This is a genomic window from Streptomyces tubbatahanensis (assembly GCF_022699385.1).
Taxonomy (GTDB): domain Bacteria; phylum Actinomycetota; class Actinomycetes; order Streptomycetales; family Streptomycetaceae; genus Streptomyces; species Streptomyces diacarni.
In genome coordinates this window covers 4482074-4502038 of the sequence record NZ_CP093846.1, presented here as the reverse complement: position 1 = coordinate 4502038, position 19965 = coordinate 4482074, and the positions used below count along the sequence as shown (strand labels likewise).

The 19965-nt window shown below is 70.6% G+C and carries 18 protein-coding genes; 3 read left to right on the top strand and 15 right to left on the bottom strand.

Annotated features, from left to right (window positions below; all coding sequences use genetic code 11):
* Positions 1-74: 74 nt before the first annotated feature.
* Both MMF93_RS19365 and MMF93_RS19360 read left to right on the top strand, forming a co-directional pair.
* Positions 75-632, top strand: a complete 558-nt coding sequence (locus MMF93_RS19365; RefSeq protein ID WP_242753281.1) for a hypothetical protein — start codon at positions 75-77, stop codon at positions 630-632.
* A gap of 90 nt (positions 633-722) precedes the next feature.
* A complete protein-coding gene (locus tag MMF93_RS19360) occupies positions 723-1334 on the top strand; it encodes a hypothetical protein (RefSeq protein ID WP_242753280.1) in 612 nt (203 codons plus the stop codon).
* Positions 1335-1487: 153 nt separating this feature from the next.
* Here MMF93_RS19360 and MMF93_RS19355 read toward each other — a convergent pair whose 3' ends face one another.
* From MMF93_RS19355 to MMF93_RS19285, 15 genes are all read right to left on the bottom strand, one after another.
* A complete protein-coding gene (locus MMF93_RS19355) occupies positions 1488-1871 on the bottom strand; it encodes a cupin domain-containing protein (RefSeq protein WP_114023559.1) in 384 nt (127 codons plus the stop codon).
* A 146-nt stretch (positions 1872-2017) separates the two neighbouring features.
* Complete coding sequence (gene nuoN / locus MMF93_RS19350; protein ID WP_242757658.1) at positions 2018-3688, bottom strand: NADH-quinone oxidoreductase subunit NuoN; 1671 nt, start codon at positions 3686-3688, stop codon at positions 2018-2020.
* A gap of 5 nt (positions 3689-3693) precedes the next feature.
* A complete protein-coding gene (locus MMF93_RS19345; RefSeq protein WP_242753279.1) occupies positions 3694-5343 on the bottom strand; it encodes an NADH-quinone oxidoreductase subunit M in 1650 nt (549 codons plus the stop codon).
* A gap of 3 nt (positions 5344-5346) precedes the next feature.
* The gene (nuoL, locus tag MMF93_RS19340) at positions 5347-7293 is read right to left on the bottom strand and encodes an NADH-quinone oxidoreductase subunit L (protein WP_242753278.1); all 1947 of its coding nucleotides are present in this window, start codon (positions 7291-7293) and stop codon (positions 5347-5349) included.
* 13 nt (positions 7294-7306) lie between these two features.
* Positions 7307-7606: an NADH-quinone oxidoreductase subunit NuoK gene (nuoK, locus tag MMF93_RS19335; RefSeq protein WP_242753277.1), complete on the bottom strand. Its 300-nt coding sequence runs from the start codon at positions 7604-7606 to the stop codon at positions 7307-7309.
* Complete coding sequence (locus tag MMF93_RS19330; RefSeq protein ID WP_242753276.1) at positions 7603-8526, bottom strand: NADH-quinone oxidoreductase subunit J; 924 nt, start codon at positions 8524-8526, stop codon at positions 7603-7605. The genes nuoK and MMF93_RS19330 overlap by 4 nt, the downstream gene beginning before the upstream one ends.
* Positions 8523-9149, bottom strand: a complete 627-nt coding sequence (gene nuoI / locus MMF93_RS19325; RefSeq protein ID WP_242757657.1) for an NADH-quinone oxidoreductase subunit NuoI — start codon at positions 9147-9149, stop codon at positions 8523-8525. Before nuoI ends, MMF93_RS19330 begins: the two co-directional genes overlap by 4 nt.
* 37 nt (positions 9150-9186) lie before the next feature.
* The gene (gene nuoH, locus MMF93_RS19320) at positions 9187-10584 is read right to left on the bottom strand and encodes an NADH-quinone oxidoreductase subunit NuoH (RefSeq protein ID WP_242753275.1); all 1398 of its coding nucleotides are present in this window, start codon (positions 10582-10584) and stop codon (positions 9187-9189) included.
* Positions 10581-13094: an NADH-quinone oxidoreductase subunit G gene (locus MMF93_RS19315; RefSeq protein WP_242753273.1), complete on the bottom strand. Its 2514-nt coding sequence runs from the start codon at positions 13092-13094 to the stop codon at positions 10581-10583. Before MMF93_RS19315 ends, nuoH begins: the two co-directional genes overlap by 4 nt.
* The gene (nuoF, locus tag MMF93_RS19310) at positions 13091-14488 is read right to left on the bottom strand and encodes an NADH-quinone oxidoreductase subunit NuoF (protein ID WP_242753271.1); all 1398 of its coding nucleotides are present in this window, start codon (positions 14486-14488) and stop codon (positions 13091-13093) included. Before nuoF ends, MMF93_RS19315 begins: the two co-directional genes overlap by 4 nt.
* The gene (gene nuoE / locus MMF93_RS19305; RefSeq protein WP_423835622.1) at positions 14488-15207 is read right to left on the bottom strand and encodes an NADH-quinone oxidoreductase subunit NuoE; all 720 of its coding nucleotides are present in this window, start codon (positions 15205-15207) and stop codon (positions 14488-14490) included. The genes nuoF and nuoE overlap by 1 nt, the downstream gene beginning before the upstream one ends.
* An 11-nt stretch (positions 15208-15218) precedes the next feature.
* A complete protein-coding gene (locus MMF93_RS19300; protein WP_242753269.1) occupies positions 15219-16547 on the bottom strand; it encodes an NADH-quinone oxidoreductase subunit D in 1329 nt (442 codons plus the stop codon).
* Entirely contained in the window at positions 16547-17284 is a 738-nt protein-coding gene (locus MMF93_RS19295; RefSeq protein ID WP_242753267.1) for an NADH-quinone oxidoreductase subunit C, read from the bottom strand. Before MMF93_RS19295 ends, MMF93_RS19300 begins: the two co-directional genes overlap by 1 nt.
* Positions 17281-17835 (bottom strand): NuoB/complex I 20 kDa subunit family protein, encoded by a 555-nt coding sequence (locus tag MMF93_RS19290; RefSeq protein WP_027738848.1) that lies wholly within the window; start codon positions 17833-17835, stop codon positions 17281-17283. The genes MMF93_RS19295 and MMF93_RS19290 overlap by 4 nt, the downstream gene beginning before the upstream one ends.
* A 16-nt stretch (positions 17836-17851) precedes the next feature.
* Positions 17852-18211, bottom strand: coding sequence for an NADH-quinone oxidoreductase subunit A (locus MMF93_RS19285; RefSeq protein WP_242753265.1), 360 nt, complete (start codon positions 18209-18211; stop codon positions 17852-17854).
* An 839-nt stretch (positions 18212-19050) separates the two neighbouring features.
* Between MMF93_RS19285 and MMF93_RS19280 the strand changes: the two genes are divergently transcribed.
* Positions 19051-19854, top strand: a complete 804-nt coding sequence (locus tag MMF93_RS19280) for a C40 family peptidase (protein WP_242753263.1) — start codon at positions 19051-19053, stop codon at positions 19852-19854.
* The last annotated feature ends 111 nt before the right edge of the window (positions 19855-19965 follow it).

Here is a 19965-nt window from a genome sequence, read left to right as displayed (position 1 = left end):
CTTGCTAGGTTGACATGGCCCCGCCGCCCAGGCGTACGTGGCGGGGTGTGAGGAACCGACGGAGGGGGACGGACGTGCGCAGGTCAGCGCGGATTTCGGGGGCGGTCGCCGCGGCAGCGGCCCTCGCGTTTCTGGTGGGTGGCTGTGGAGGCGACGGGGGTGGCACGAGCATCGCGGACCCCGGCGACAAGCACCCCGACCTCAGCGAGGAGCCCGGTGGCTCGGGGCCGCCGGGGGAAGCAGCCGACGGCTCCGGCGACAACGGCGACGAGAACGGGGAGGGCGGCGGGGACGGCTCCGTCGACCCGTCGGCGATGGTCGGCGCCTGGGCGACCCACCCCGCGGCCGACGGCAAGTCGGTCGTGTTCAGCATCTCGCCGGACAAGCGGGTGTTCATGATCTTGCCCGACCGCTGCGACGGCAAGGCCAACGGCACCGCGCTGGATCTGACCTGCGAGGGCGGCGGTACCGACTACACCAGCGGCACCGTGACCAGCGTCTCGGACAAGAGCATGACCGTGAAGTGGAAGTCGGGCCGGACGGTCGAGCTGGGCAAGTCCTCCGATCCGGAACTGGCCTCTCCGCCACCGGACCTGCCCACGGACTTCCCGTCGGCCGAGGACCCGTTCTGAGGCGTCGGGAGGCGGGAGGGGGCGGACAGGGCCCCTGCTAGGTTGTCGTGACCCTGCAAACGACCAGGGCGGGACGACCGAGGAGGGACAGTGCGCACGTCAGCGCGGAGGACGGGGGCGGTGGCCGCGGCGGCGGCCGCCGCGCTGCTGGTGGGTGGCTGCGGAAGCGGCGACGACGGCAAGGGCGACGACGGCGGCAAGGCCAAGGGCGACGAGAAGAAGTCCGCCGCGCCCGCGCCGGACAAGAGTGAGAAGCCGGCGGGCGAGGGGCGGCTGCCGGGCGTCTGGACGGCGGACGCGGAGGGCCAGAAGCTGACGCTCACCGTCGTCGACGACGCCGCGTCCCTGCTGCGGGGCAAGGACAAGAAGGTGTGCACGGGCCGCGTCATGGCGGCGGGCGCCGAGAAGTCGCTGGTTCTCAAGTGCCCGGCGGGCGTCGGTGAGGAGCGCGCCACGGGCAAGGTCTCCTCGGTGACGGCGGACTCGCTGAAGGTCACCTGGAACGGCGGGGCCACCGACACCTACGCCAGGGCGGCGAACGCTCCGGCGAAGCTGCCCAAGGACCCCGACGAGCTCGGTGATCTGCCCGACAAGCTGCCCGAGAACCTCCCCGACAAGCTGGACGACGTCACCGAGCAGCCGCACGAGAAGACGGAGGGCTCGGGCAGCGACCGCAAGGTCCGCGAGTATCCCGGGGGCTGAGCCGCCCGTTGCGCACGGCTGGTCCGGGCAGCCGGGGACCACGGGCCCGGCCCTTTCGGGGTCCGGGCCCGGCCCGCGGTCCGTGTCACCGCGCGCGGGCGCCCCGCTCTCGCCGCGGCGGGCCCTGGGCCCGCCGGCGCCCGGCGGGGCCCCTCAGGGGTCGCGCGGCGAGAGCAGGTGGACGGACTCCTGTTCGCGTGGGTCGGTGCGCGCCACCACGACGGTGACGGGCTCTTCGCCGGTGACCGGCATGTGCGGCATGTTCGCGGGGACGTAGACCATGTCGCCGGGGTGGAGGGTGTCGCGGTTCTCCAGATCCTCCCCGTGCCACATCTCGTGCACCCCGTTGACGACGTAGATGGCCGATTCGTGGCCCGCGTGCAGGTGTGGTTCCCCCTTCGAGTTCGCCGGGATGTGCAGGACGTGCAGACACAGCCCCTTGGCGCCCACCGATTCGGCGGAGACCCCTTCTGTGAAGATTCCGCCCTGTTTTCCTTGGTATCCGCCTTTTTCCTGGCGGAGAATTACACAACCCATGCTTCGAGTTCCTACCGTTTCCGCACACGTCTTGTCACGGGTGCATCGGACAGTGCTCATTACAAAGCGCCGCCAGAGGCGTCCCGTTGGGGCCTCTGGCGGCGCTTCGTACAGCTAGGGCGGGGGGTCGAGGAGCGGTATGTGGTTCACCGGACGAACACTCCGGCCTGGCCCGCCAGATCGAGGAAGTACTGCGGTGCCACGCCGAGGACGACGGTCACCACGACGCCGATCGCGATGGCCGAGGTCGTCATGACGCTGGGTACGGCCACGCTCGGCCCGTCGGCCTGCGGTTCGCTGAAGAACATCAGCACGATGACGCGCAGGTAGAAGAAGGCGGCGATGGCCGAGGCGAGGACGCCGATGACGACCAGTACGCCGGCGCCGCCCTCGGCCGCCGCCTTGAACACGGCGAACTTGCCGGCGAAGCCCGAGGTGAGCGGGATGCCGGCGAAGGCCAGCAGGAAGACGGCGAAGACCGCCGCCAGCAGGGGCGAACGCCGCCCGAGCCCGGCCCACTTGGACAGGTGCGTCGCCTCGCCGCCCGCGTCCCGTACCAGGGTGACGACGGCGAACGCGCCCAGCGTCACGAACGAGTAGGCGCCCAGGTAGAACAGCACCGAGGAGATGCCGTCCTTGGAGGTGGCGATGACGCCCGCCAGCAGGAAGCCCGCGTGGGCGATGGAGGAGTAGGCCAGCAGCCGCTTGATGTCGGTCTGGGTGATGGCCACGATGGCGCCGGCGAGCATCGTCAGGATGGCCACGCCCCACATGACGGGCCGCCAGTCCCAGCGCAGCCCGGGCAGCACCACGTACAGCAGCCGCAGCAGCGCGCCGAAGGCGGCGACCTTGGTCGCGGCCGCCATGAAGCCGGTCACCGGCGTCGGCGCGCCCTGGTACACGTCCGGGGTCCACATGTGGAAGGGGACGGCACCGACCTTGAAGAGCAGCCCCATGACGACGAGCGCGCCGCCGATGAGCAGGAGCGCGTCGTTGCCGGCCGTCTGGGCCAGCACCGGGTCGCTGATGGCGTCGGAGCCGGAGACGACGCGGGCGATGCCCGAGTAGCTGACGGTGCCCGCGTAGCCGTACAGCAGCGCGGTGCCGAACAGCAGGAAGGCGGAGGAGAACGCGCCCAGCAGGAAGTACTTGACGGCCGCCTCCTGGGAGAGCAGCCGCCTGCGGCGGGCGAGCGCGCACAGCAGGTACAGCGGGAGGGAGAAGACCTCCAGCGCGATGAAGAGGGTCAGCAGGTCGTTGGCTGCCGGGAAGAGCAGCATGCCGCCGACCGCGAACATCAGCAGCGGGAAGACCTCGGTGGTGGTCCAGCCCGCCTTGACGGCCTGCGTCTCGCCCTCGCCGCCGGGCACCGAGGCGGGCTGCGCGGCGAACGAGTCGATCCTGGAGCCGTGCGCGGAGGGTTCCAGCTTCCGCTCGGCGAAGGTGAAGACGCCCACGATGCCGACCAGCAGCAGGGTGCCCTGGAGGAAGAGCGCGGGTCCGTCCACGGCCAGCGCGCCCATTCCGGCGATCTGCGCCTTGGTGGTGCCCGCGCCGGAGGCCGCCAGTCCGATGACGGCGGCGAACGCGGCGGCCAGGCCCACCAGCGCCACGAACAGTTGGGCGCCGTAGCGGGCCCTGCGGGGCGCGAAGGCGTCGATGAGGACACCGAGGGCCGCGGCACCGAGGACGATCAGCGTCGGGGAGAGCTTCCCGTACTCGATGCTGGGCGCCTGGAGCTTGTCGCCCGCGCCGGCCGCGACCGTCCACAGGCTGTGGACGCCGGGAGTACCTCCCGCCGACGCGACGTCGATCATGCCAGTCACTCGTGGTCACCTCCGCCGTGCCCGGCCGGCTTGTCGTCGGACCCCGCGTGCTCCGCGACGGGATGCTGCGGCTTCGGGTCCTTCTTCTGTACGTCCGAGAGGGTGTGCTCCACGGCGGGGTTCACGATCTCGGTGAGCGGCTTGGGGAAGACGCCGAGGAAGAGCAGCAGCGCCACCAGCGGCGCCACCACCGCGACCTCGCGCACCTTCAGATCGGGCATACCCTCGATCTGGGGCCCACGGATCGGCCCGGTCATCGTGCGCTGGTAGAGCACCAGCACGTACAGCGCGGCGAGGATGATGCCGGCGGTGGCGATGATCCCGGCGACCGGGTAGCGCTCGAACGTGCCGACCAGGACGAGGAACTCGCTGACGAACGGCGCCAGCCCCGGCAGCGAGAGCGTGGCCAGGCCGCCGATCAGGAACGTGCCGGCCAGCACGGGCGCCACCTTCTGCACCCCGCCGTAGTCCGCGATCAGACGCGAGCCGCGGCGCGAGATGAGGAAGCCCGCCACCAGCATCAGCGCGGCCGTCGAGATGCCGTGGAAGACCATGTAGAGCGTCGCGCCGCCCTGGCCCTGGCTGGTCATCGCGAAGACGCCCAGGATGATGAAGCCGAAGTGCGAGATGGACGCGTAGGCCACCAGCCGCTTGATGTCCCGCTGCCCCACCGCGAGCAGCGCCCCGTACAGGACGCTGACCAGCGCCAGTCCGAGCACCACCGGGGTGGCCCAGGAACTGGCCTCGGGGAAGAGGCCCAGGCAGAAGCGGAGCATCGCGAAGGTGCCGACCTTGTCGACGACGGCCGTGATGAGCACCGCGACCGGCGCCGTGGACTCGCCCATGGCGTTGGGCAGCCAGGTGTGCAGCGGCCACAGCGGCGCCTTGATGGCGAAGGCGACGAAGAAGCCGAGGAAGAGCCACCGCTCGGTGGACGTCGCCATCGTCAGGTCGCCGCTCGCCCGCGCCTTGAGCAGCTCGGGCAGCGAGAAGGTGCCCTGGCCCAGGGAGTCGGCGCTGACGACGTACAGCCCGATGACGGCGGCCAGCATGACCAGCCCGCCGGCCAGGTTGTAGAGCAGGAACTTCACGGCGGCGTAGGAGCGCTGCTTGGCGCCCTCCTCCTCACCGGCCGCGTGCGCCCGGTCCCCGAAGCCGCCGATGAGGAAGTACATCGGGATGAGCATCGCTTCGAAGAAGATGTAGAAGAGGAAGACGTCGGTGGCGGCGAAGGAGACCAGCACCATCGCCTCGACGGCGAGGATGAGGGCGAAGAAGCCCTGGGTGGGCCGCCAGCGGCGGTTGGCCTGCTCGCCCGCGCGGTCGTCGGCGTCGTGCCAGCCCGCGCCGATGACGAACGGGATGAGCAGCGCCGTCAGCGCCATCAGGGCGGCGCCGATGCCGTCGACACCGAGTTCGTAGCGGACCCCGAAGTCGGAGATCCAGGCGTGCGACTCCGTCAGCTGGTAGCGGGCGCCGTCCGGGTCGAAGCGGACCAGCACCACGGCGGCCAGCACGAGAGTGGCCAACGAGACCAGCAGCGCCAGCCACTTGGCCGCGGTGCGCCGGGCCGCCGGGACGGCGGCGGTGGCGACGGCCCCGACGGCAGGCAGCGCCGCCGTGACCGTCAGCAGAGGAAATGACATGACTCAGACCGCCCTCATCAGCAGGGTCGCGGCGATCAGCACCGCCGCGCCGCCGAACATCGAGACCGCGTAGGAGCGGGCGAAACCGTTCTGGATCCGCCGCAGCCGCCCCGACAGACCGCCGAAGGAGGCGGCCGTGCCGTTGACGGCGCCGTCGACGACCTTGTTGTCGACGTAGACCAGGCTGCGGGTCAGGTGCGTTCCGCCGCTGACCAGCACCACGTGGTTGAAGTCGTCCTGGAGCAGGTCGCGGCGGGCGGCGCGGGTGAGCAGGCTGCCGCGCGGGGCGAGCGCGGGCACCGGCTTGCGCCCGTACTGGAGGTACGCGGCGCCCACGCCGAGGACGAGCGCCACGATCGTGGCGGCCGTCACCGCGGTCGCCGAGACCGGGGAGTGCCCGTGCTCGAACTGGGTGACCGGCTCCAGCCAGCCCACGAAGGACTCGCCCGCCTTGAAGAGGCCGCCCGCGAAGACGGACCCGAAGGCGAGCAAGATCATCGGGATCGTCATGCTCTTCGGGGACTCGTGGGGGTGCGGCTCGGCGTGTTCGCCCCGCGTCTCGGCGGCCGGCTCCACATCCGACTCCGCCGGTGAGGGCGTGGGCGCCTTGCGCCAGCGCTCCTCACCGAAGAAGGTCATCAGCATCACCCGCGTCATGTAGTACGCGGTGATGGCCGCGCCCAGCAGGGTGACCGCGCCCAGGATCCAGCCCTCGGTGCCGCCCTTGCCGAAGGCGGCCTCGATGATCTGGTCCTTGGAGAAGAACCCGGACAGTCCCGGGAAGCCGATGATGGCGAGGTAGCCGAGGCCGAAGGTGACGAAGGTGACCGGCATGTGCTTGCGCAGTCCGCCGTAGCGGCGCATGTCGACCTCGTCGTTCATGCCGTGCATCACGGACCCGGCGCCGAGGAACAGCCCGGCCTTGAAGAAGCCGTGGGTGACCAGGTGCATGATGGCGAACGCGTAGCCGATCGGGCCGAGCCCCGCGGCCAGGATCATGTAGCCGATCTGCGACATGGTCGAGCCGGCCAGCGCCTTCTTGATGTCGTCCTTCGCGCAACCGACGATCGCACCGAACAGCAGCGTGACGGCGCCGACGATCACCACGACCAGCTGCGCGTCCGGCGCCCCGTTGAAGATCGCGCCGGAGCGGGTGATCAGGTAGACGCCCGCGGTCACCATCGTCGCCGCGTGGATGAGCGCGGAGACCGGGGTGGGGCCCTCCATGGCGTCCCCGAGCCAGGACTGGAGCGGCACCTGCGCCGACTTGCCGCAGGCCGCCAGCAGCAGCATCAGGCCGATCGCCGTCAGCTTGCCCTCGCCCGCCTCGCCGGCGGCGGAGAGGACCGGCGCGAAGGCGAAGGTGCCGAAGGTGGTGAACATCAGGAAGATGGCGATGGCCAGGCCCGCGTCACCGACGCGGTTGACCAGGAACGCCTTCTTCGCCGCCGTCGCCGCGCTCGGCTTGTGCTGCCAGAACCCGATCAGCAGGTACGAGGCGAGGCCCACGCCCTCCCAGCCGACGTACAGCAGCAGGAAGTTGTCGGCCAGGACGAGCAGCAGCATCGCCGCGAGGAAGAGGTTCAGGTAGGCGAAGAAGCGGCGCCTCTTCGGGTCGTGCTCCATGTAGCCGACCGAGTACAGGTGGATGAGCGTGCCCACGCCGGTGATCAGCAGGACGAACGTCATCGACAACTGGTCGAGCTGGAAGGCCACGTCCGCCTGGAAGCCCTCCACCGGCACCCAGGAGAACAGCTTGCTGTGCATGGCCCGGCTCTCGGCGTCCTCGCCCAGCATCGAGGCGAACAGCACGGCCCCGATCACGAAGGACGCCGCGGCCAGCAGTGTCGCCAGCCAGTGCCCGCTCCGATCCAGGCGCCGCCCGCCCAACAGCAGCACGGCGGCGCCGAGCAGGGGCACTCCGACGAGCAGTCCGATCATTGACTCCACTGGTACGTACCCCTTACAGCTTCATCAGGCTGGCGTCGTCGACCGAGGCCGAGTGGCGGGAGCGGTAGAGCATGACGATGATCGCCAGACCCACCACGACCTCGGCGGCGGCGACGACCATGACGAAGAACGCCATGATCTGGCCGTCGAGGTTGCCGTGCATCCGCGAGAAGGCGACCAGCGTCAGGTTGGCGGCGTTCAGCATCAGCTCGATGCACATGAACACCACGATGGCGTTGCGCCGGATGAGGACTCCGGCGGCGCCGATGGTGAACAGCAGCGCTGCCAGATAGACGTAGTTGACCGGGCTCACTTGGTGGCCTCCTCACGCTCGCTGCCCAGACCGGCGGGCCGGCCCTGGCCGTCGTCCTCGGCACGGTCGGCCGCGTCCTCGGCCCGGTCGGCGGCCCGTTCGCCCGGGTCCTTGGGGCCCGGGTAGGTGGCGCGGCCCTGGTACTCGGCGGTGCGCTGCTCGATCGCGGCCAGCTGCGCCAGCTGCTCGGCGTTGACCTCGCGGATCTGGCCGCGGTCGCGCAGCGTGCGGCTGACGCTGAGCTCGGAGGGCGTGCCGTCGGGCAGCAGCGCGGGACGGTCGTTGGCGTTGTGGCGGGCGTAGACGCCGGGCGCCGGCAGCGGGGTGACCTGCTTGCCCTCGCGCACCCGCTCCTCGGCCTGCTCGCGCTGCGACTTGTTCTTCTCGACGCGCTCGCGGTGGGTGAGCAGCGTGGCGCCGACCGCGGCGACGGTCAGCAGGGCGCCGACCACCTCGAAGGCGACGACGTACTTGGTGAACAGCAGGGAGGCCAGCGCCGGGACGTTGCCCTCGGCGTTGGCGGCCCCGAGCCCGTTGAAGCCGCCCACCGAGACCTGCCCGATGCCGGTGATCAGCAGGATGCCGACGCCCAGTGCGCAGGCCGCGGCGAGCCAGCGCTGCCCCTTCAACGTCTCGCGCAGCGAGTCGGCGTGGGAGACGCCGACGAGCATCAGCACGAACAGGAAGAGCATCATGACCGCGCCGGTGTAGACGACGATCTGCACGACGCCCAGGAAGTAGGCGCCGTTGGCGAGGTAGAAGAGCGCCAGGATGATCATTGTCCCGGCCAGGCAGAGCGCGCTGTGTACGGCGCGGCGCAGCAGCACCGTACCGAGCCCGCCGAGGACGGCGACGGTGCCCAGCACCCAGAACTGGACGGCCTCGCCCGTGGAGGTGGCGCCGACGGCGAGTGCGTTCATCGCTCCCCCTCCCCGCCGGCCGTGACGACGCCGTGCGTCATGGGCCCGTACGCCGCGGCCTCGCCCGTGGTGGCCTCACCCGCGGCGGGTTCGTCCGCGCCGTAGGTGTCGGCGGACTCCTGGGGAGCCCCGGTGTCGGTGGGCGTCTGCCGCACGGTGCCGGGCGCGGCCTCGCTGACCAGGCCCCGGTAGTAGTCCTTCTCCGTCATGCCGGGGAAGATGGCGTGCGGGGAGTCGACCATGCCCTCCTCCAGGCCCGCGAGCAGCTCCTCCTTGGTGTAGATGAGGGACTCGCGGGAGGAGTCGGCCAGTTCGTACTCGTTCGTCATGGTCAGCGCCCGGGTGGGGCAGGCTTCGACGCACAGGCCGCACAGGATGCAGCGCAGGTAGTTGATCTGGTAGACGCGGCCGTAGCGCTCGCCGGGCGAGTACCGCTCCTCCTCGGTGTTGTCGGCCCCCTCGACGTAGATGGCGTCGGCGGGGCAGGCCCAGGCGCACAGCTCGCAGCCCACGCACTTCTCCAGCCCGTCCGGGTGCCGGTTGAGCTGGTGGCGGCCGTGGAAGCGGGGAGCCGTCGGCTTCTTGTACTCGGGGTACTGCTCGGTCAGCCGCTTCTTGAACATGTCCTTGAAGGTCACGCCGAAGCCGGCCACGGGGTTTTCAGGCACCGTCAGCCCCCTTGCTCTCGGTGGTTGCGTCAGTTGCGTCGCCAGGAGTGCCGGGCCCGCCCGCACCCGCACCGACCGGCTCGCGCTCCCGCTCACGCGGCGCGCGCGAGGGCCGCCGCGGCACCGGCGGCACCTGTTGCCCCGGCAGCGGCGGTACGGGGAACCCGCCGGCCATCGGGTCGAAGGGCTTGTCCCGCTCGGGCACTTCCTCCTCCTCGGGGCCGGGGCGGAAGAAGTCGACGACGAAGGAGATCAGCAGCAGCGCCAGCGCCGTGCCCGCGACCCAGTAGACGACCGAGCTGTAGTCCCAGCCCTCGTTGCGCATCGCGCGGACGGTGGCCACCAGCATCAGCCACACCAGGGCGATGGGGATGAGCACCTTCCAGCCCAGCTTCATGAACTGGTCGTAGCGCACGCGGGGCAGCGTGCCGCGGATCCAGATGAAGAAGAAGATCAGCACGAGGAGCTTGGCGGTGAACCACAGGAGGGGCCACCAGCCGTGGTTGGCGCCCTCCCACCAGGTGGAGATCGGCGCCGGGGCGCGCCAGCCGCCCAGGAAGAGCGTGACCGCCAGCGCGGAGACCGTCACCACGTGGATGTACTCGGTCAGCATGAACATCGCGAACTTGATCGAGCTGTACTCGGTCTGGAAGCCCGCGACCAGGTCGCCCTCGGACTCCGGCATGTCGAACGGCGCCCGGTGGGCCTCGCCGACCATCGAGATCAGGTAGATCAGGAAGGAGACCGGCAGCAGGTAGGCGAACCAGCCGTCCGCCTGTTCGCCGACGATCGCCGAGGTGGACATCGAGCCCGAGTAGAGGAAGACCGCGGCGAAGCTCAGGCCCATCGCGATCTCGTAGCTGATGATCTGCGCCGTGGCGCGCACGCCGCCCAGCAGCGGATACGTCGACCCGGACGACCAGCCGGCCAGCACCACGCCGTAGGAGGCGATGGAGGCGGTGGCCAGGATGTAGAGGACGGCGACGGGCATGTCCGTCAGCTGCATCGCCGTCCGGTGCCCGAAGACCGAGATCTGGTTGTCCGCGGGACCGAACGGGATGACCGCGATCGCCATGAAGGCCGGCACCGCGCCGATGACCGGAGCCAGCAGGTAGACCAGCTTGTCGCTGCCCTTGACGATGATGTCTTCCTTGAACATCAGCTTCACGCCGTCGGCCAGCGACTGGAGCATGCCCCAGGGCCCGTGCCGGTTGGGGCCGACGCGCAGCTGCATCCAGCCCACGATCTTGCGCTCGAAGACGATGGAGAGCAGCACCGTCACCATCAGGAACGCGAAACAGAAGACGCCCTTGATCAGCACGAGCCAGAACGGATCCGTGCCGAACATCGACAGGTCCTCCTGGGCGAGGTGCTGCACCGGCCCGTTCATGCGCCCACCTCCTGCGGGGTCTGGTTGACGCCGGCGCTGCCGGGCGCGATCCGCACCAGCGCGCCGGGAAGCGCCCCGGTGTCGGCGGCGACGCCGCCGCCGACCGTGTTGAGCGGCAGCCACACCACCCGGTCGGGCATCTCGGTGACGCACAGCGGCAGCCGCACCTCGCCGCGCGGTCCCGCGACGGCCAGCGTCTCGCCGTCCGCGGCGCCGATCTCGGCGGCGGTGGCGGCCGACAGCCGCGCGTACGCCGCGTGCCGGGTGCCGGCCAGTGCCTCGTCCCCCTCCTGGAGGCGGCCCCGGTCGAGCAGCATCCGGTGCCCGGCCAGCACGGCCTCTCCGGCGGCGGGCTGCGGCGCGGTACGGGCCCCGGGGATCGGGGCTTCCAGCCGGGCCGTGCCCGTGCGGTGGCCGAGGCGGTCGAGTTCGCCGCGCACCATGCGCACGTCCGGCAGCCCCAGGTGGACGTCCAGCGCGTCGGCGAGCATGTTCAGGACCCGGGCGTCGGGCTGGACGTGGCGGCGGGTCATCTGGTCGGGCTTGAGCGCCGCGTCGAACGTCCGCAGGCGGCCCTCCCAGTTGAGGAAGGTGCCGGACTTCTCCGGGGCCGCCGAGACGGGCAGGACGACGTCGGCGAGATCGGTCACGGCGCTGGGCCGCAGCTCCAGGCTGACCAGGAAGTCCACCGCCTCCAGCGCCTCGCGGGCGCGGGCCGGGTCGGGCAGGTCCTCGACGCCGACGCCCCCGACGACCAGCGCGGACAGCTCGCCCGTGGCGGCGGCCTCGACGATCTGGGAGGTGTCGCGCCCCGGCGCGGTGGGCAGTTCGGCGACGCCCCAGGCGCGGGCCACCTCGGCGCGCGCCCCGGCGTCGGCCACGGCCCTGGCCCCCGGCAGCAGTCCTGGCAGGCACCCGGCCTCCAGGGCGCCGCGCTCGCCCGCGCGGCGCGGCACCCACACCAGGGTGGCGCCGGTGGCGACCGCCGTGCGCAGCGCCGCGGTGAGCGCGCCCGGCACGGTGGCCAGCCGCTCGCCGACCAGCATGACCGCGCCGTCGCCGCGCAGCGCCTCGGCGGCCGCCGCGCCCTCCTCGTCCAGGCCGACGCCGCCCGCGAGCGCGTCCAGCCACTCCGTCTCGGTGCCGGGGGCCGCGGGCAGCAGCGTGCCGCCCGCCTTGTGCAGGCCGCGGGTGGCGTGCGTGGCCAGTGCCCAGGTGCGCTGGCCGCGGGTGCGCCAGGCCTTGCGCAGCCGCAGGAAGATGCCGGGCGCCTCCTCCTCGGCCTCCAGGCCGAGCAGGAGCACGGCGGGCGCGGCCTCCAGCGCGGAGTAGGTCAGGCCCGCCGCGTCCAGGTCCCGGCCGTGCCCTGCCACGTGGGAGGCGAGGAAGTCGGCCTCCTCGGCGGAGTGCGCCCGTGCGCGGAAGTCGATGTCGTTGGTGCGCAGCGCCACGCGGGCGAACTTGGCGTAGGCGTAGGCGTCCTCGACGGTGAGCCGTCCGCCGGTCAGCACGCCGGTGCGCTCCTGCTTGCCGGCGAGTCCGCGCGCGGCGGCCTCCAGCGCCTCCGGCCAGCCGGCCGGGGCCAGCGTGCCGTCCTCACCGCGGACCAGCGGGGTGTGCAGCCGGTCGGGGCGCTGTGCGTAGCGGAACGCGAAGCGCCCCTTGTCGCACATCCACTCCTCGTTGACCTCGGGGTCGTTCTCGGCGAGGCGGCGCATCATCTTGCCGCGCCGGTGGTCGGTGCGGATCGCGCAGCCGCCGGAGCAGTGCTCGCACACGCCCGGCGAGGAGGTGAGGTCGAAGGGGCGGGAGCGGAACCTGTAGGCCGCCGAGGTCAGCGCGCCGACGGGGCAGATCTGGATGGTGTTGCCGGAGAAGTAGGACTGGAAGGGGGTGTCCTCCCCGGTGCCGACCTGCTGGAGCGCACCCCGCTCGATCAGCTCGATCATCGGGTCGCCCGCGATCTGGTTGGAGAAGCGGGTGCAGCGCGCGCACAGCACGCACCGCTCCCGGTCCAGCAGCACCTGCGTGGAGATGGCGACGGGCTTGTCGTAGGTGCGCTTCCTGCCCTCGAAGCGGGAGTCGGCGTCCCCGTGCGACATGGCCTGGTTCTGCAGCGGGCACTCGCCGCCCTTGTCGCAGACGGGGCAGTCCAGCGGGTGGTTGATCAGCAGCAGCTCCATCACGCCGCGCTGCGCCTTGCTCGCCACGTCCGAGGTCAGGTGCGTTTTGACGACCATGCCGTCGGTGCACTGGATGGTGCAGGACGCCATCGGCTTGCGCTGGCCCTCCACCTCGACGATGCACTGGCGGCAGGCGCCGGCCGGGTCGAGCAGGGGGTGGTCGCAGAAGCGGGGGATGTCGATGCCGAGCTGCTCGGCGGCACGGATGACCAGCGTGCCCTTGGGGACGGTGATCTGGGCGCCGTCGACGGTCAGCGACACCGTCTCCTCGGGCGGCGGGGCTGCCTCCCCGCCGCCGGTGGAGGTGCCAGTAGCGGTGACGGTCACGCGTTCACCTCCAGGTGAGCGGAGTGGGGGTTCGCGGCCCAGGCGGTGGACTTGGCGGGGTCGAAGGGGCAGCCACGGCCGCCGAGATGGGCCTCGTACTCCTCGCGGAAGAACTTCAGCGAGGAGAAGATGGGGGACGCCGCGCCGTCGCCCAGCGCGCAGAACGACTTGCCGTTGATGTTGTCGGCGATGTCGGCGATCTTCTCCAGGTCGGCGGCCTGCGCCTTGCCGGCCTCGATATCGCGGAGCAGCTGGACGAGCCAGTAGGTGCCCTCGCGGCAGGGGGTGCACTTGCCGCAGGACTCGTGCGCGTAGAACTCGGTCCAGCGGGTGACGGCCCGCACCACGCAGGTCGTCTCGTCGAAGCACTGGAGCGCCTTGGTGCCGAGCATGGAGCCCGCGCCGCCGACACCCTCGTAGTCGAGGGCCACGTCGAGGTGTTCGTCGGTCAGCAGCGGCGTGGAGGAGCCGCCCGGGGTCCAGAACTTCAGCCGGTGCCCAGGGCGCATGCCGCCGCTCATGTCGAGGAGCTGGCGCAGGGTGATGCCCAGCGGTGCCTCGTACTGGCCGGGGCGGGCGACGTGGCCGCTGAGCGAGTAGAGCGTGAACCCGGGGGACTTCTCGCTGCCCATCGAGCGGAACCAGTCCTTGCCGCGGTCGATGAGGGCGGGAACCGAGGCGATGGACTCGACGTTGTTCACCACGGTGGGGCACGCGTACAGGCCGGCGACGGCCGGGAAGGGGGGACGCAGCCTTGGCTGACCGCGGCGGCCTTCCAGAGAGTCGAGCAGCGCCGTCTCCTCGCCGCAGATGTAGGCGCCCGCGCCCGCGTGCACGGTGAGGGTGAGGTCCTTGCCGGGGCCGAGCGCGTCGGTGCCCAGGTAGCCGGCCTCCTGCGCCTCCTTGACGGCCAGCTGGAGGCGGCGCAGCACGGGGACGACCTCGCCGCGCAGGTAGATGAAGGCGTGGCTGGAGCGGATCGCGTGGCAGGCGATGGCCATGCCCTCGATGAGGGAGTGCGGGTTGGCGAACAGCAGGGGGATGTCCTTGCAGGTCCCCGGCTCGGACTCGTCGGCGTTGACGACGAGGTAGTGCGGTTTGCCGTCGCCCTGCGGGATGAACTGCCACTTCATGCCCGTGGGGAAGCCCGCGCCGCCGCGGCCGCGCAGGCCCGCTTCCTTGACGTAGGCGATCAGGTCGTCCGGGTCCATCGCCAGCGCCTTGGGCAGCGCCTGGTAGCCGCCGTGCCGCCGGTAGCCGGCCAGCGTGTAGGAGTCGGGCTCGTCCCAGTGCGCGGACAGGACGGGAGAGAGGAGCTTCTGCGGGTCGGCGTCGCCGTGGGCGCTGGGCTGCGAGGCCTCGTCCTGGCCGCCGTCGTGTGCTGCCACCGTCATCACTTCCCCTCCTCGTCGGCAGCGGCGCCGCGCGGTGCCACCACGCCGGGTGTGCTCTCGCCCTTGGCGAGCCGCAGTCCGGCCAGCGAGGCGGGCCCCGCGCTGCCGGACGCGTCGGTGGCGCCCTCGCGCTCGTCGGGGAAGCCGGCCAGGACCCGCGCGGTCTGCTGGAAGGTGCACAGCGGGGCGCCCCGGGTGGGGGCGACCTCGCGCCCGGCGATCAGGTCGTCGACGAGGGCGCGGGCCGAGGCGGGGGTCTGGTTGTCGAAGAACTCCCAGTTGACCATCACGACGGGCGCGAAGTCGCAGGCCGCGTTGCACTCGATGTGTTCGAGGGTGACCTTGCCGTCCTCGGTGGTCTCCCCGTCGCCCACGGCCAGGTGTTCGCGGAGCGAGGCGTAGATGGCGTCGCCGCCCATCACCGCGCACAGCGTGTTGGTGCACACGCCGACCTGGTAGTCCCCGGAGGGCTTGCGGCGGTACATGGAGTAGAAGGTGGCCACCGCGTTGACCTCCGCGGTGGTCAGCTCCAGCATCTCGGCGCAGAACCGCTGCCCTGTGCGGGTGACGTGCCCCTCCTCCGACTGCACCAGGTGCAGCAGCGGCAGCAGCGCGGAGCGGCTGTCCGGATAGCGGGCGATGACCTCGCGCGCGTCGGACTCCAGCCGCCGGCGCACCTCGGCCGGGTAGTCGGGTGCGGGCATCGCGGGGATGCCCATATCGACGTTGCTCACCGGTCGACGCCTCCCATCACGGGGTCGATGGACGCGACGGCGACGATGACGTCGGCGACCTGGCCGCCCTCGCACATCGCCGCCATGGACTGCAGGTTGGTGAAGGAGGGGTCGCGGAAGTGCACCCGGTAGGGGCGGGTGCCGCCGTCGCTGACGACGTGCACCCCCAGCTCGCCCTTGGCCGACTCGACGGCCGTGTACGACTCGCCGGGTGGCACCCGGAAACCCTCGGTCACCAGCTTGAAGTGGTGGATGAGGGCCTCCATGGAGGTGCCCATGATGTTCTTGATGTGGTCGAGGGAGTTGCCGAGCCCGTCGGGGCCCAGGGCCAGCTGCGCGGGCCAGGCGATCTTCTTGTCCCCGACCATGACGGGGCCGGGCTCCAGCCGGTCGATGCACTGCTCGATGATGTGCAGTGACTGGCGCATCTCCTCCAGGCGCAGCAGGAACCGGCCGTAGGAGTCGCAGGTGTCGACGGTGGGGACCTCGAAGTCGTAGGTCTCGTAGCCGCAGTAGGGCTGGGCCTTGCGCAGGTCGTGCGGCAGGCCCGCCGAGCGCAGGATCGGTCCCGTGGCGCCCAGCGCCATGCAGCCGGCCAGGTCGAGGTAGCCGATGTCTTTCAGCCGGGCCTTGAAGACGGGGTTGCCGGTGCACAGCGCGTCGTACTCCGGCAGGTTCTTGCGCATCTTCTTCACGAACTCGCGCAGCGCGTCGACGGTGCCGGGCGGCAGGTCCTGGGAGAGTCCGCCGGGCCGGATGTAGGCGTGGTTCATCCGCAGCCCGGTGATCAGCTCGTACAGGTCCAGGACGTGTTCGCGGTCGCGGAAGCCGAAGATCATCACCGTGGTGGCGCCCAGCTCCATGCCGCCGGTGGCGATGGCGACCAGGTGCGAGGAGATCCGGTTGAGCTCCATCAGCAGGACGCGGATGACGTTGGCGCGGTCCGGGACGTCGTCCTCGATGCCCAGCAGCCGCTCGACGCCCAGGCAGTACGCCGCCTCGTTGAAGAACGGCGTCAGGTAGTCCATCCGGGTGACGAACGTGGTGCCCTGGGTCCAGGTGCGGTATTCGAGGTTCTTCTCGATGCCGGTGTGCAGGTAGCCGATGCCCGCGCGGGCCTCGGTCACCGTCTCGCCGTCGATCTCCAGGATGAGCCGCAGCACCCCGTGCGTGGAGGGGTGCTGGGGGCCCATGTTGACGATGATCCGCTCGTCGTCGCTTTTGGCGGCGTGCGCGGCCATCTCGTCCCAGTCCCCGCCGGTGACGTCGTAGACGGTGCCCTCGGTGGTCTCGCGGACCCCGGCGGGTGCGTGTGTGGTCGCCATCAGGTGTAGGACCTCCGCTGGTCGGGGGCGGGAATCTGGGCGCCCTTGTACTCGACGGGGATGCCGCCGAGCGGGTAGTCCTTGCGCTGCGGGAACCCCTGCCAGTCGTCCGGCATCAGGATCCGGGTCAGCGCCGGGTGGCCGTCGAAGACCAGACCGAAGAAGTCGTAGGTCTCCCGCTCGTGCCAGTCGTTGGTCGGGTAGACGTCCACGATCGAGGGCACGTGCGGGTCCGCGTCGGGCGCGGTGACCTCCAGCCGGATCAGCCGGTTGTGGGTGAGCGAGCGCAGGTGGTAGACGGCGTGCAGCTCGCGGCCCGTCTCACCCGGGTAGTGGACGCCGCTCACCCCGGTGCACAGCTCGAAGCGGAGCGCCGGGTCGTCGCGCAGGGTGCGGGCGACCTGCGGCAGGTGCTCGCGGGCGACGTGGAAGGTCAGCTCGCCGCGGTCGACGACCGTGCTGACGATGGCGTGTTCGGGGACGAGCCCCTGTTCCTCCAGTGCGCCTTCGAGTTCGTCGGCGACCTCGTCGAACCATCCGCCGTAGGGGCGCACCGCGGCGCCCGGCATGCGTACGGTCCGCACGAGGCCGCCGTACCCGGAGGTGTCGCCGCCGTTGCGGGCGCCGAACATGCCGTGGCGTACGTCGATGACCTCGCCGTTGTTGCCCCGCTGGACGGGGACCGAGCTGCCCTCTTCGGGCTCGTCGGGCCCGTTGCCGTTCGCCTGTGCGCTCACCGCAGCAGCCCCTTCATCTCGATGGTGGGCAGCGCCTTCATCGCCGCCTCTTCCGCCTCGCGGGCCGCTTCCTTCTGATTGACGCCGAGCTTGGTGTTCTTGACCTTCTCGTGCAGCTTCAGAATGGCGTCGAGCAGCATTTCGGGGCGCGGGGGGCAGCCGGGCAGGTAGATGTCGACGGGAACCACGTGGTCGACGCCCTGCACGATGGCGTAGTTGTTGAACATGCCGCCCGAGGAGGCGCACACCCCCATGGAGATGACCCATTTGGGGTTGGGCATCTGGTCGTAGACCTGGCGCAGCACCGGGGCCATCTTCTGGCTGACCCGGCCCGCCACGATCATCAGGTCGGCCTGGCGCGGCGAGCCGCGGAAGACCTCCATGCCGAACCTGGCGAGGTCGTAGCGGCCCGCGCCGGTCGTCATCATCTCGATGGCGCAGCACGCCAGCCCGAACGTCGCCGGGAACATGGACGATTTGCGTGCGAGCCCGGCCGCTTTCTCCACGGTGGTGAGCAGAAAGCCGCTCGGCAGTTTCTCTTCAAGTCCCATTGCTTAACCCCTGCCCCTAGTCCCATTCCAGGCCGCCGCGCCGCCAGTCGTAGGCGTACGCGATACCGATGAGGGCGACGAAGACCAGCATTTCGACGAGTCCGAACATCCCGAGGGAGTCGAAATGGACGGCCCACGGGTAGAGGAAGACGATTTCGATGTCGAAGATGATGAAGAGCATCGCCGTCAGGTAGTACTTCACCGGGAAGCGCCCGCCTCCGGCCGGCTGCGGCGTGGGCTCGATGCCGCACTCGTACGCCTCCAGCTTGGCCCGGTTGTAGCGCTTGGGGCCGATGACCGAGGCCGCGACCACGGAGAAGACCGTGAACGCCGCCGCGATGGCTCCCAGTACGAGGATTGGTGTGTAGACGTTCACCGCTCCCGTCTCCTTCCAGGCGTCGACTCCGACTGCCGGCAGACCGCTGGGCCGCTGCCCCGACCCGGGAAGACCGATCCCACGAAGATCGCTCTTATGTGAGGCAGTTCACAAGCCCTGTTCGCAGGCATCTTAAGCCCGGCCCTCTGTGATCTGCGACACGGGGGGCGGCAACTGCTTTGTGATCTCCACCACCTGACGGCCAATCATCCCGTCTGATGAGCGTTGATCTTCACACGCAAAGCCTCTAAGTGATCACCCGAGGTGACATTCGTCCATGCTCACAACCGTTGGGAGCGGGTGGCTGTACCAGCCATCTGCATGCAGGGGCAAATTAGCGCTGGACGGTTTCACCTGGTATATGCGAACCAGTTGACCTCGTGCGCTCGTGAAGCCCGGCACAAGCCGCGCGACTTCGGACGGCCCCCCGGAGGGATCTTCGAAACCGGCCCTCGGCGATCCACCGGAACGACCCCGCGCCCGACCCGAGACCGCCCCGCGATCCGGCCGAGTCCGCGCCGTGACCGAGCGAGATGGGTGATTGGGCCTCAATGTTCTTTTCGCACGAGAAGTTGAGTCGGCGGAAGTGAGCTGCGTCACGCGCGGTTTCCGGCAGTCGCTGCCTTCTTTGCGCTCCCATTTCCCCCGTGGTATATGCGCCCGAGAGATTCCGGCAATGCGGACAACTGCATGGTCACAGCCCCGTAGTTGGGCAATGATCACGTCGCGCAACTGCCCGCACCCCGCCCCGGGCGAGCTCAACTGACCGTGTACGCGACGACTGTGGCGCATCGCACGATTGTTGAGCGGAGGGTTTATCGCCTGCTAGGCATTCCCTCATGTCCCCGAAAGCTCAGATACCCAGCCACCGGAAGCCCCGCAACAGCAAGATGAATACGGCGCTGCGTGCGGGTGTGACGGGCGGCGTCATGGGCACCATGGCCCTCACCGCGGCGGCGGCGCCGGCCTTCGCGGCCGACAAGAACGCACCGGACCAGACCGTCGAGATGCCCACCCTCTCCACGGCCGACTCCAACGCACTCGCCGCCGAGTCCATCCAGAACTCGGCGCAGCAGTTCCAGCTCCAGCAGGCGCAGGACAGCGCCGCCTCCGAGGCCAAGGAACAGGCCAAGGAGAACAAGGAGAAGGCCAAGGCGAAGGCCGAGGCCAAGCGCAAGGCCGAGGCCGCCCGCAAGGCCCGTGAGGCCGCCCAGCAGAACGAGGCCCCCGCCTCCCGCTCGGCCGACCGCGACTCCCTGACGACGGCGTCCGCCCCCGCGCCGCAGGGCGGCAACGCGGCCACCCTCATCAACTTCCTGCGTGCCCAGGTCGGCAAGTCCTACGTCATGGGCGCCACCGGGCCCTCCGCGTACGACTGCTCGGGCCTGACCCAGGCGGCCTACAAGCAGGTCGGCGTCAACCTGCCGCGGACCTCGCAGCCGCAGTCGACCGCCGGCACCTCCGTCTCCCTCGACAACCTCCAGCCCGGCGACCTGCTCTACTGGGGCAGCGCGGGCAGCGCCTACCACGTGGGCGTCTACGTGGGCGGCGGCAAGTTCATCGGCGCCCAGAACTCCTCCACGGGCGTCGTGGAGCGTCCCCTGAGCTACGACCAGCCCACCGGCGCGGTCCGCGTGCTCTGACGTACCGCGTACCGCTCCCGGTACGTCACCTCACACGGTGAAGGGTCCACCGCTCGCGGCGGTGGACCCTTCGGCGTGTGTGCACCCCCCCGGTCTCCGGAGCCCGGGGGG